Source organism: Parafrigoribacterium soli (assembly GCF_040227235.1).
GTDB classification, from domain to species: domain Bacteria; phylum Actinomycetota; class Actinomycetes; order Actinomycetales; family Microbacteriaceae; genus Parafrigoribacterium_A; species Parafrigoribacterium_A soli.
In genome coordinates this window covers 21,696-33,304 of sequence record NZ_JBELNZ010000005.1, presented here as the reverse complement: position 1 = coordinate 33,304, position 11,609 = coordinate 21,696, and the positions used below count along the sequence as shown (strand labels likewise).

Below are 11,609 nucleotides of genomic sequence, written 5' to 3'. Positions count from 1 at the left end.
GGCTGAACCACTACAACTACGATCGACCACACACCGCCTGCGGAGGCAAACCACCAATCAGCCGAGTGTCACCAACGTCATGACCGAGTACACCTAGGCGGCGCCGGGTCGCGAAAGAGGGGAGAATCGGAGGATGCCCTCCGCCCTTCCGATCGCCGACCCGGCGCCGCTCGACGGAGCGCTGCCGTTCTCCTCGGCGGTCGATGCGACCGCCCGCAACTTCGGCGTCTACCTGCACGTGCCGTTCTGCCGAGTCAGGTGCGGCTATTGCGACTTCAACACCTACACGGCCGAGGAACTGCGCGGCACGAAGCGAACGGAATACGCGGGGCAGGCCATTGCCGAGGTCGCTCTCGCGCGGCAGGTGCTCGCGTCCGCCGGGGTGCCTCCGCGACCCGTCTCGACCGTGTTCTTCGGCGGCGGAACGCCCACGATGCTGCCCGCCACAGACCTCTCGGCCATGCTCGCTGCTGTCGTGGATGCCTGGGGCCTCGTCCCCGGCGCGGAGGTCACCACCGAGGCCAACCCGGACTCGGTCGACGCGGCATACCTGCGCTCACTCGCTGACGCCGGCTTCACCCGCGTGTCCTTTGGGATGCAGTCCGCTGTGCCCCACGTGCTCGCGACGCTCGAGCGCACCCACGACCCCGAGCGCATCCCGCTCGTCGTCGACTGGGCGAGACAGGCGGGGCTGCAGGTGAGCCTCGACCTCATCTACGGCACGCCGGGTGAGTCGATCGAGGACTGGCGCACCTCGCTGGAACACGCGATCGCCCAGCATCCGGATCATCTCTCGGCCTACTCTCTCATCGTCGAGGACGGCACCAAGCTCGCGCGCCAGATCCGCCGCGGAGAGGTCGCCACTCCCGACGAAGACCTTCAGGCCGACATGTACGAGCTCGCGGATGCCGTGCTCGGCCAGGCCGGATACGACTGGTACGAGGTGAGCAACTGGGCCACCTCGCCCGAGTTCGTCTCGCGTCACAACCTCGCCTACTGGCAGGGACACGACTGGTGGGGCATCGGCCCAGGGGCGCACAGCCACGTGGGCGGGGTGCGCTGGTGGAATGTCAAGCATCCCGCTGCCTACGCCGAACGCATCGCCGCAGGCGAGTCGCCCGGTGCCGGCCGCGAGGTGCTCGATGCAGAGACGCGGCGGGTCGAGCGCGTGCTGCTGCAGAGCCGGATCCGCGAGGGCCTTCCGATCGCCGTCCTGCCCCAGGAGGCACGCGCGGCAGTCGCCGGTCTCATCGCCGACGAGCTGATCGACGGCGCGGCGGCCATTCGCGGAAGGATCGAGCTGACCCTGCGCGGCAGGCTGCTCGCCGACGCCGTCGTTCGCAGGCTGACCTAGCTGGCGAACCGGATCGCGAGCGGGTACACGTAGCTCTCGCCACGGTTTGCGGCGATCGCCGCGAGGATGCTGAACACGACGTTCGCCACGACCGCCGCGAGGAGGATGACGACACCGATGAGCAGGATTGTCGTGATCGCTCCGACGATGTAGGCGATGATCAGCGTCAGCTGGAAGTTGAGCGCGCTCGCGGTGTGCTGCCGGATGAACGGCCCGCGCTCCTTGAGGATCAGGTAGCCGATCAGCGACGGCAGAATGTGAAAGAAGATCCCGCCGACATGCACGAGGGTCGCCCACAGTTTCTCGTCTGCGGCACTGAGAGGTGTCGATCCCCGGTAGGGGTTGGTCGGTGGCGTTGAGTCGGTCATTGACCCATTAAACCAAGAAGGGGCGGGAGCCACGCTCCCGCCCCTTCCGAACGCCTGCTACTTGATGAGCCGCACGGAGACCGGGTACCGGTAGGCGCCGCCGCTGTTGACCTTCACGCCGCCGAGGATGGAGAACACCACGTTCGCGATGTACAGGATCCACGGGATGACGGTGAGGAAGAAGAAGCCGACACCAAACCAGATCGTGGCCATCCCGATGATGAAGGAAATGATGTCAACCGCGAGCCAGGTGATCTGCCAGTTCAGCGCCTCCTTCGACTCCTGACGGGTCAGGGCGCCGCGGTCCTTGAAGACCAGGAAGATGATGAGCGAGGGGAGAATGGAGAGGATGCCGCCGAAGTGGGCGAGCGAGGCCCACAGCTTGTCGTCTGAGGCGGTGAGTGGCGCTGCGGGCTGAGGGGCTGCCGGCTGCGGGGTTGGGTCAGTCATCTGCATTGCCTTTCAGGTAAGCGGGTCCGTCCCGGGAGCAGGAGAGACTTGGGAGTCATCGACCGGGCCCCCATTCTGGGGCGCGGTGCCAACACATGCATAAGGTACTGCCCACGGCCACGGCCACGCAATGCCCTCCGGGGGCGCGTGTCGCGATACAATTAGCAGTCGAAGTGGTTGAGTGCCAACCGCAGTGCGCAGTGAAGAGAGGACGCGACATGGTTTCCGATCGCAGCCTCGAGGTTCTGCGAGTGATCGTGCAGGACTACGTGGCGTCCCGTGAGCCGGTCGGCTCGAAATCGATCGTCGACCGCCACTCCTTCGGGGTGTCTGCGGCGACCATCCGCAACGACATGGCGTTGCTCGAAGACGAAGAACTGATCGCCGCGCCGCACACCTCGTCCGGCCGTATCCCCACGGATAAGGGGTACCGCGTCTTTGTCAACCAGCTTGCTGACCTGCGACCGCTCAGTCCCGCACAGCGGCAGGCCATCGAGATCTTCCTCGGCCAGTCCGCGGATCTCGACGAGGTGCTCGGCCGCACGGTTCGGCTGCTCTCGCAGCTGACGCACCACGTCGCTCTCGTGCAGTATCCCTCGCTCACGCGGTCGCGCATCCGTCATGTCGAACTCGTCAGGCTTGCCGCCACGCGCATGATGACGGTGCTGATCACTGACTCCGGCCGGGTCGAGCAGCGCCTGCTCGACGTGAGCGAGGAACTGGATGACGAGTTCCTCGCCGAGTTGCGCACCCGGCTCAACGCCGCGATCGGGGGCCTCGGGCTCAGCGATGCCGTCGAGAAGCTTTCGGCGTTCGGCGACCAGTTTGAGACCGACCGCGCCGAGACGGTGCAGCAGGTCGCGTCCGCTCTTGCCGAGCAGGTGCTGGCGAACCGGCAGGAGCGGCTGCTCATGGCGGGGGCCGCGAACCTCGTGCGCACGGAAGAGGACTTCAGCGGAAGCATCTACCCCGTGCTCGAGGCGATCGAGGAGCAGGTCACCCTCTTGCGGCTCTTCGGCGAGATGGAGCCGGACCAGAACGGATTCTCGGTGAGCATCGGCAGCGAGAACGCATCATTCGGCCTCGCGGAGACCTCCGTGCTGGCCACCGGATACACCTCGACCGGTGATGGCCTCGCGCGGCTCGGGGTGCTCGGCCCGACGCGCATGGACTACTCGAACAACATTGCGGCGGTCAGGGCCGTCGCACGATATCTTTCGCGGCTGCTGGGCGACGACTAGCTCGTCGCTTCGCGCATCCGCACTGCACTGAGCCGGCTCCGGCCGACCGCACACGACAAGACTGAGGAATGACATTGGCAGACCACTATGAGGTTCTGGGCGTCGAGCGGGACGCGACCCCCGAGCAGATCAAGAAGGCATACCGCCGACTTGCCCGGGAGCTGCACCCCGACGTGAACCCGAGCGCGGAGGCATCCGAGAAGTTCAAGCTCGTCACGCACGCCTACGACGTGCTGTCCGATCCGAACGAGCGCCAGCAGTATGACCTCGGGCCGCAGGCGGGCTTCGGTGGAGGTGCGAACTTCGGCGGCTTCGGCGACATCTTCGAGACGTTCTTCGGCGGGGGCGGCGGCCGAAGGTCGGGACCGCGGTCGCGCCGTGAGCGCGGACAGGACGCCCTCATCCGCGTCGAGGTCGACCTCGACGACATCGTGTTCGGCACCCGCCGGGACGTCGAGGTCGACACGGCCGTGCTGTGTGAGACCTGTGGCGGCTCGTGCTGCGCGCCCGGCACGCAGCCCGTCACCTGCGACATCTGCCAGGGCACTGGCCAGATCCAGCGCACCGTTCGAAGCCTCCTCGGAAACGTCATGACCTCGAGCCCCTGCGGCACCTGCCGCGGCTACGGCACCGTCATCCCGAACCCGTGCCCCACCTGCCAGGGCCAGGGCCGCGTGCGCGCCCGCCGCACCATCCCCGTCGACATCCCCGCCGGCGTGGACACCGGACTTCGCCTCCAGATGCCCTCGCAGGGCGAGGTCGGCCCGGCGGGTGGCCCCAACGGCGACCTCTACCTGGAGATCAAGGTGCGCCACCACGATGTCTTCAGCCGCAATGGCGACGACCTGTTGGCGACGCTCGAGGTGCAGATGACGGATGCGATCCTCGGCACCAAGACCACGCTCAAGACGCTCGACGGCGAGGTCTCGGTCGAGATCAAGCCCGGCACGCAGAGCGCCGAGGTGATCACGGTGAAGGATCGGGGCGTCACGCGCCTGCGTGGCAACGGCCGCGGCGACCTCAAGATCGGCGTGCAGGTGACGACACCGACGAAGCTCAGCGGCAAGGAGCAGGAGTTGATCAAGCAGTTCGCCGGCTCCCGCAAGCAGGCCGCTCCCACGCTGACCCACTTCCAGCAGGGCCTCTTCCAGAAGCTGCGCGACCGCTTCCTCAACATCTGACGCACCGGCTCCCGCCTTCGCCTGGCCCTTTCGGAAATTCAGGACTATGGCGCGAGTGGCTGCGCTTCCGCGCCGTCACTGTAGGGGCGAAAGCGTCGCGGCGCGACCAATGTCCTGAATTTCCGAAATCAGGGGACCGGAGAGGTGCTTCTGGGCGGGGCGAGATCTGGGAGAGTTGAGACGTGGCGCACTTCTATCTGAGCGACGAGCTGGTGGCTGCCGTCGTGGGCGAACGGGTCTCCGTGACGGGCGCCGAGGCGCGGCACGCGGTCACGGTGAGTCGCCTGGCGGTCGGCGAATCGATCTCGATCGGCAACGGTGCCGGGCTCGTCGCGACCGGGGAGATCGTCTCGGCCGAGATCTCCGAATTCGTCGTCGAGGTGGCGACGGTCGCCGAAACGCCGGCGGCGAGCCCCGCGATCTGGCTCGCCCAGGCGCTCGCGAAGGGCGATCGCGACGAGTACGCCGTGCAGCAGGCAACTGAGCTCGGTGTCGACGGCGTTATCCCGTGGGCGGCGCAGCGTTCGATCGTCAAGTGGGAGGGCAATAAGGTCGCCAAGGGTCACCGGCGGTGGTCTGCCATCGTGCGGGAGGCGACCAAGCAGTCCCTGCGACCCTGGATTCCCGAGGTGGGCGACCTCGCCTCGACGGCGGTGCTCTGCGCGCTGGCGGCTGAGGCGCGGATGATCGTGCTCGACCCGACCGCGCAGCAGCCACTCAGTGCCCTCGAACCCGACGGACGCGACATCGTGCTGGTGGTGGGGCCGGAGGGCGGGATCTCGGATGCCGAGCTGGCGCGACTGACCGCGGCAGGGGCATCCGCCTGGAAACTCGGCGGTCCAGTGCTGCGCACCTCCACCGCGGGTCCCGCCGCGATCGCCGTGCTCAACTCGCGACTCGGCCGCTGGTAAGAGCGCCGGACTGATTCAGCGCTGCGTGAGCGTCGCCGCCATCGACCTCAGCCGGGAAAGAACGAGTTGCACGTTCGCGCGTTCGAGTGTTTCCGGACGGGCAAGGCAGTCGATCTGACGGCCGAGCAGCGGTTGCTCCAGCGGTATGAGTCTGACGCCAGGGTGGTGCTCGGGTGTGTAGCGCGGCATGAGCGCGAGGCATCCGCTCGCCGCGACGACGGCCGCGGCCGTGGAGAACTCGTTGATCCGATGCGCGATCCGCACCTCGCTCGAGGAAAGCAGGGAGGCGAGCGCGCCCTCGAGGGGAAATCCGTCGTGCACGGCCACCCAGCTTTCGCCCCGCAAGTCCTCCGGTGTCAGTGAGCGGTGGCCCGACAGCGGATGCCCGACGCCGATAGCGACGTCGAGCGGTTCGAACAGCAGCGGTTCGACCGACACGGACTGCGGCCAGGGTGCACTGCCTGCGAGCCGGTGTGCGACGACCAGATCGTGCCTCGCGGTGAGGGCGGGGAAGTCGTCCTGGGCGACATCCTCGTCGCTCAGGGCCAGCCGCGTTCCATCGGCGTCGGCGAACTCGGTGAGCAGCGGTGCGACGAGCGCGGATCCCGCGCTCGTGAACGCCGCGACTGAGACGGTGCCGGCCGGTTCGGTCTGGAAGTCCCGCACCGCCTGCCTGGCCTTCGCGAGCGCCACTTCGACGCCCACGGCGGCCGCAGCCAGCGCGAGCCCCGCATCCGTGAGCACGGTGCGTCGACCCTCGCGCCTGGTGAGCGGCACGCTCGAGCCGCGCTGCAGGGCGGTGAGCTGCTGCGAGACGGATGACGGCGTGACGTGCAGCGAGGCGGCGACCGCGGCAATGCTCCCGCGATCCCGTAGCTCGCGAAGCGCCCGGAGCTGACCCAATTCCATTAGTCCAAACTAATCCATAGGCCCGAAATCGCTCCCTTGTGCTTAGCTATCCGCGACCGCACGATGGGGGAGTGACTTCGCTCCTCAGCCGTTTCCGCGTCGACCTTCTCCTGCTCGTCGTGGCGGCATCCTGGGGCTCGACCTACCTCGTCACGAAGGAACTCGTGAGTCCGTCGTCGGTGCTCGCGCTCCTCGCCGCGCGCATGCTGCTCGCCGCGGTCATCATGGGTGTCGTCGTCGGGGTGGGGCGGACGCGCAGTAGGGTGCGAGCGCCCGCGGGACAGGCGAGGCGAGAGTTGCGCGTCGGCGTCATTCTCGGCGTGCTGCTGGCCGCGGTCTTCGCGTGCGAGACCTTCGGCGTCGCCCATACCTCGGCCACGAATGCGGGCCTGATCATCAGCCTCACCGTCGTGTTCACCCCCATCCTCGAATCGATCGTGACTCGTCGCCGCCTACCGGGCAGCTTCTTCGTCGCGGCCATTGTCGCCGTGGTCGGGGTGGCCCTCCTGGCCGGCGTGGGGGCGTTCCAGGCGCCCAGTGTCGGCGACGTGCTGATCCTGGCTGCCGCGGTCATCCGGGCCATTCATGTCGTGACGATGCACCGACTGACCGAGGGCGACCGCGGCCGTGCGCCGCTCAACACGCGCATGCTCACGACCGTGCAGCTCGGCACCTGCGCCCTGCTGTTCTGCGTGGGGTCGTCGTTCCTGAGGCAGTCCATGCCGTCATATGTCGCCACGCTCAGCGCCGCGCAGTGGGCACTGTTCGTCTACCTCGTGGTGGTCTGCACGGTGTTCGCGTTCTTCGTGCAGATGTGGGCCGTGCGGCGCACTTCGCCCGCGCGGGTGAGCCTGTTGCTCGGCACGGAACCCCTGTGGGCGACCGTCATCGGTGTCGGCATCGCGAGAGAACACCTCGACCCGACCGGATGGTGCGGAGTCGCGCTCGTGCTCATCGGAACGTTCTGGGGGAGGAGGATCGAGCAGCGCCACCGCGAGCGCGGTGCGTCGCGCAATACTGCTGAGGGCGAACGGCCGCCTTCGCTCGAGCCCAGTCGTTTAAGCTAAGTGCATGTCAGCCGAGAACCCGTCGATCTTCACCCGCATCATCGCGCGCGAAATTCCGGCCGACATCGTCTTCGAAAGCGATCGCATCATCTCGTTCCGCGACATCGCCCCGCAGGCCCCGGTGCACCTGCTCGTCGTGCCGAAGACCGATCGGTATGCCAACGTGGCCGAGCTCGCCGCGGGCGATCCCGCGCTGCTCGCCGAGGTGGTCGCGACCGCACAGAGCCTCGCGGCGGAACATTCCGGCGGCGAATACCGTTTGGTCTTCAACACCGGCGAAAGCGCCGGACAGACCGTTTTTCACGTTCACGCCCACGTTCTCGGCGGAACTCTTCAGGAAGGCACTCTTGCCCAGTAGTTCAGTACCCGAACGGGACACCGCAGACACCGGCGCAGCGCAGAGCACGTCGTCGACGCGGGTGCAGTTGCGGGTCGAAGACGTGGCGATGGTGCGGCTCCTCGGCACCCATGATCGCCTGCTGAAGGTGATCGAGCGGCAGTTCCCGCTCGTCGAGGTTGCGGTGCGGGGCAACGAGATCACGCTCGCCGGGGACGCCGAACAGGTGCGCTCGGCAGTGAGACTCGTCGAGGAGCTGGTGACCATGATCCGCGGGGACGGGGTCGCCGGAGAGCGAGACGTCGACGAGCGTAGCGTGGCCGAGTCCGCCAAGATCCTGCGGAACGACCCGCGAGCGAGCCCGGCGGAGCTGCTGAGCCAGGCGATCCTCACGAGCCGTGGCAAGAGCATCCGCCCGAAGACCCTCGGGCAGAAGGACTACGTCGACGCGATCGACCAGAACACCATCGTGTTTGGCATCGGCCCGGCGGGAACCGGCAAGACCTACCTCGCGATGGCCAAGGCCGTGCAGGCGCTCCAGCGCAAAGAGGTCAACCGCATCATCCTCACGCGCCCCGCGGTCGAGGCAGGGGAGCGGCTCGGCTACCTGCCGGGCACCCTCACCGACAAGATCGACCCGTACCTCCGTCCGCTCTACGACGCGCTCGGCGAAATGATGGACCCGGAGGTCGTGCCGAAGCTCCTGGCGACGGGAACGATCGAGGTCGCGCCGCTCGCCTACATGCGCGGTCGCACGCTCAACGACGCGTTCATCGTGCTCGACGAGGCGCAGAACACGTCGCCCGAGCAGATGAAGATGTTCCTCACGAGGCTCGGATTCGGCTCGAAGATGGTCGTCACCGGCGACATCACCCAGATCGACCTGCCCGCGGGCGCGAGCGGACTTCAACTCGTGACGAGCGTGCTCGGCGGCGTCGACGAGATCCACTTCTCCAGGCTCACGAGCGACGACGTCGTTCGCCACAACCTCGTCGGCCAGATCGTCGACGCCTACACGAAGTACGATGCGGAACGTCAGGCGAAGCGCTTCGAGCGCGAGCAGCGCCGCAACCAGGAGGGTCCGACGGCATGAGCGTCGAGGTCAACAACGAGTCTTCGGTTCCGGTGGACGAGGCCGCTCTGCAGCGGCTGGCCATCTTCGCGCTCGATCAGCTCCACGTGCATCCGGATGCCGAACTCGCGATCGTGCTCGTCGACGAGGCGGCCATGGAACAGCTCCACGTGCAGTGGATGGACGAGCCGGGCCCCACGGATGTGCTCAGCTTTCCCATGGACGAGCTTCGCCCCGGCACCGAAGACGCGCTGAGCCCCGCCGGACTCCTCGGTGACATCGTGCTCTGCCCGCAGGTGGCGATCGCCCAGGCCGAGGAGGCCGGGCACTCGACGCTCGACGAACTGCTCCTGCTGACGACCCACGGCATCCTTCACCTGCTCGGATTCGATCACGCCGAGCCGGAGGAAGAGAAGGAGATGTTCGGCATGCAGCGCGACATCCTCGCGGGCTTCTCCCTTGCCGACCAACGACCGAACTAGCCGCGCATGATCGCCATCTTCGTCGGCGTCGCCGTGCTGCTCGTGGCGTTCGGCGGCTTCCTCGCCGCCGCGGATGCCGCACTCAGCGTGCTCTCGCGCGCAGACCTCCAGGAACTGGCGGCCCACTCTCGCTCCAGGGCCTCGCTGCTCGCCATCGCCGGTGACGTGGGCGCTCACGTCAACGCCATCAACTTCATGCGCGTCGTCGCGGAGACGACCGCCGCCGTTCTCGTCACCCTCACCTTCGCCACCGTGTTCACGCAGTGGTGGTGGACGCTGCTGGCATCCGCGGCGATCATGACCCTCGCATCCTTCGTACTCGTCGGATCGAGCCCGCGCAGCGTGGGGCGGGTCAACGCGCGGGCGATCATGCGCTGGGGATCCTCGACGGTGCACGCGGTGCGCGTGTTCCTGGGACCGATCGCGGCGGCGCTCGTCGCCGTGGGCAACCGGGTCACGCCCGGGCGGCCGAAGGCGGCGAGCTTTTCCTCCGAGGAGCAGCTGCTCAGCATGGTCGATGAGGCGACCGAACTCGAGGTGCTCGAGGAAGACGACCGCGAGCTCATCCACTCGATCTTCGAGTTCAACGACACCGTGGTGCGCGAGGTCATGATCCCGCGCACGGACATGGTGACCATCGACGGCACCGACAGCATCGGCGCCGCCATGGGCCTGTTTCTCAGCCGTGGCGTCTCGCGGATGCCGGTCATCGGTGAGGACGTCGACGAGGTGCTCGGCGTGCTCTACCTCCGCGATGTCGCGAGGCTGAGCTACGAGCGGCCCTCCGGCTATGAGGACCTCACCGTGGTCGACCTCGCCAGGACCTCGCTGTTCGTTCCGGAGTCGAAGAAGGTCGACGACCTCCTGCGCCAGATGCAGCTCGAGTCGAACCACCTCGCGATGGTCGTCGACGAATACGGCGGGATCGCGGGACTCGCGACCATGGAAGACATCATCGAGGAGCTCGTCGGGGACATTTCGGACGAGTATGACCGCGAGGTGGTGGAGTTCGAGGAGCTACCCGACGGCCGGTTCAGGGTCAGCGCGAGACTGCCGGTCGATGAACTCGGCGAACTCTTCGACATCGACCTCGACGACGACGACGTCGACTCGGTCGGCGGGCTCCTGGCGAAGGTGCTCGGCCGGCTCCCGCTTCCCGGGGCGTCGGTGACGTACTCGGGCCTGATCCTCACGGCAGAACGCACGGAGGGTCGGCGCAAGCGACTCAGCACGGTGATCGTTGAGCGCGACCAGGCGCTCAGGGACGCGCAGGCGGCATTCTCAGACACGACGGAAGACGGCGAACCATCATGACCACAGCACCACAGTCCGAGTATCGCGCGGGGTTCGTCTCATTCGTCGGGCGCCCGAACGTCGGCAAGTCCACCCTGACCAACGCGCTCGTGGGGGAGAAGGTCGCGATCACGAGCAGCAAGCCGCAGACCACTCGTCGCGCCATCCGCGGCATCGCGCACCAGAAATCCGGACAGCTGATCCTGGTCGACACCCCGGGCATGCACCGCCCGCGCACCCTGCTCGGCGAGCGACTCAACAGCATCGTGCAGGACACCCTCGGCGACGTGGACGTCGTCGGGTTCTGCATGCCCGCGAACGAGAAGATCGGCCCCGGCGACCGCTACATCAACGAGCAGCTGGATGCGTTCCCGCGCGCCAAGAAGGTGGCCATCGTCACGAAGATCGACGCTGCATCCCGCCCGGCGGTTGCCGCGCAGCTGCTGGCGATATCGGAACTACGGGACTGGGAGACAATCATTCCCGTGTCGGCGACCAGCCACATCCAGCTCGACACGCTCGCGAGCGAACTCATCCGGCTGCTGCCGGTCTCGGCGCCGCTCTACCCCTCTGATGCCGTGACCGAGGAGGGCCTCGAGGATCGCGTGAGCGAGCTCATCCGCGAGGCCGTTCTCGAGGGCGTGCAGGACGAGCTGCCGCACTCCATCGCCGTGACCGTGGACGACATCATCGAGCGCGACGACAAGGACCTGGTCGAGATCTACGCCAACCTGTTCGTGGAGCGAGACAGCCAGAAGGGCATCATCATCGGCCACCAGGGATCGAGGCTCACCGAGGTCGGAGCGCGAGCGCGCGCCGAGATCGAACCGCTCGTCGGCAAGCAGGTCTACCTGTCTCTGCGCGTCAAGGTGGCCAAGGACTGGCAGCGCGACCCGAAGCAGCTGGGCCGCCTGGGCTTCTGAGCCCGACTACATCCACAGGAT

Annotated in this window: 13 protein-coding genes; 10 read left to right on the top strand and 3 right to left on the bottom strand. The window is 67.3% G+C overall.

The annotated features are described in order from the left end of the window. The first annotated feature begins 133 nt into the window (after positions 1-133). Positions 134-1,354 carry a radical SAM family heme chaperone HemW gene (gene hemW, locus ABUA37_RS14330; RefSeq protein WP_349899914.1) on the top strand — a complete coding sequence of 407 codons (1,221 nt, stop codon included), beginning with the start codon at positions 134-136 and terminating at the stop codon, positions 1,352-1,354. Here the strand turns inward: hemW and ABUA37_RS14325 are convergent. Continuing rightward, entirely contained in the window at positions 1,351-1,722 is a 372-nt protein-coding gene (locus tag ABUA37_RS14325) for a DUF4870 domain-containing protein (protein ID WP_349899913.1), read from the bottom strand. The two genes, hemW and ABUA37_RS14325, sit on opposite strands and share 4 nt — an antisense overlap. A gap of 57 nt (positions 1,723-1,779) precedes the next feature. Further along, positions 1,780-2,172 carry a DUF4870 domain-containing protein gene (locus ABUA37_RS14320; RefSeq protein WP_349899912.1) on the bottom strand — a complete coding sequence of 131 codons (393 nt, stop codon included), beginning with the start codon at positions 2,170-2,172 and terminating at the stop codon, positions 1,780-1,782. 218 nt (positions 2,173-2,390) lie between these two features. On the opposite strand from ABUA37_RS14320, the gene hrcA reads away from it, so the two are divergent. From hrcA to ABUA37_RS14305, 3 genes are all read left to right on the top strand, one after another. Next, positions 2,391-3,413, top strand: a complete 1,023-nt coding sequence (hrcA, locus tag ABUA37_RS14315) for a heat-inducible transcriptional repressor HrcA (protein ID WP_349899911.1) — start codon at positions 2,391-2,393, stop codon at positions 3,411-3,413. A 74-nt stretch (positions 3,414-3,487) separates the two neighbouring features. After that, on the top strand, positions 3,488-4,594 hold the full coding sequence (gene dnaJ, locus ABUA37_RS14310) for a molecular chaperone DnaJ (protein ID WP_349899916.1): 1,107 nt from the start codon (positions 3,488-3,490) through the stop codon (positions 4,592-4,594). Between the two features lie 182 nt (positions 4,595-4,776). Then, complete coding sequence (locus ABUA37_RS14305; protein ID WP_349899910.1) at positions 4,777-5,505, top strand: 16S rRNA (uracil(1498)-N(3))-methyltransferase; 729 nt, start codon at positions 4,777-4,779, stop codon at positions 5,503-5,505. Between the two features lie 15 nt (positions 5,506-5,520). Here the strand turns inward: ABUA37_RS14305 and ABUA37_RS14300 are convergent, their stop codons facing one another. Beyond that, on the bottom strand, positions 5,521-6,414 hold the full coding sequence (locus ABUA37_RS14300) for a LysR family transcriptional regulator (RefSeq protein ID WP_349899909.1): 894 nt from the start codon (positions 6,412-6,414) through the stop codon (positions 5,521-5,523). Positions 6,415-6,485: 71 nt separating this feature from the next. Here ABUA37_RS14300 and ABUA37_RS14295 point away from each other — a divergent pair, with 71 nt between their 5' ends. The 6 genes from ABUA37_RS14295 to era all read left to right on the top strand — a co-directional run bounded on the left by ABUA37_RS14295 (position 6,486) and on the right by era (position 11,588). Beyond that, a complete protein-coding gene (locus ABUA37_RS14295) occupies positions 6,486-7,481 on the top strand; it encodes a DMT family transporter (protein WP_349899908.1) in 996 nt (331 codons plus the stop codon). A gap of 4 nt (positions 7,482-7,485) precedes the next feature. Continuing rightward, a complete protein-coding gene (locus ABUA37_RS14290) occupies positions 7,486-7,839 on the top strand; it encodes a histidine triad nucleotide-binding protein (RefSeq protein ID WP_349899907.1) in 354 nt (117 codons plus the stop codon). Between the two features lie 88 nt (positions 7,840-7,927). After that, positions 7,928-8,911, top strand: coding sequence for a PhoH family protein (locus tag ABUA37_RS14285; protein ID WP_349899915.1), 984 nt, complete (start codon positions 7,928-7,930; stop codon positions 8,909-8,911). Further along, positions 8,908-9,372 (top strand): rRNA maturation RNase YbeY, encoded by a 465-nt coding sequence (ybeY, locus tag ABUA37_RS14280; protein WP_349899906.1) that lies wholly within the window; start codon positions 8,908-8,910, stop codon positions 9,370-9,372. The genes ABUA37_RS14285 and ybeY overlap by 4 nt, the downstream gene beginning before the upstream one ends. A gap of 6 nt (positions 9,373-9,378) precedes the next feature. Beyond that, complete coding sequence (locus tag ABUA37_RS14275; RefSeq protein WP_349899905.1) at positions 9,379-10,686, top strand: hemolysin family protein; 1,308 nt, start codon at positions 9,379-9,381, stop codon at positions 10,684-10,686. Further along, the gene (gene era, locus ABUA37_RS14270; protein ID WP_349899904.1) at positions 10,683-11,588 is read left to right on the top strand and encodes a GTPase Era; all 906 of its coding nucleotides are present in this window, start codon (positions 10,683-10,685) and stop codon (positions 11,586-11,588) included. The genes ABUA37_RS14275 and era overlap by 4 nt, the downstream gene beginning before the upstream one ends. The last annotated feature ends 21 nt before the right edge of the window (positions 11,589-11,609 follow it).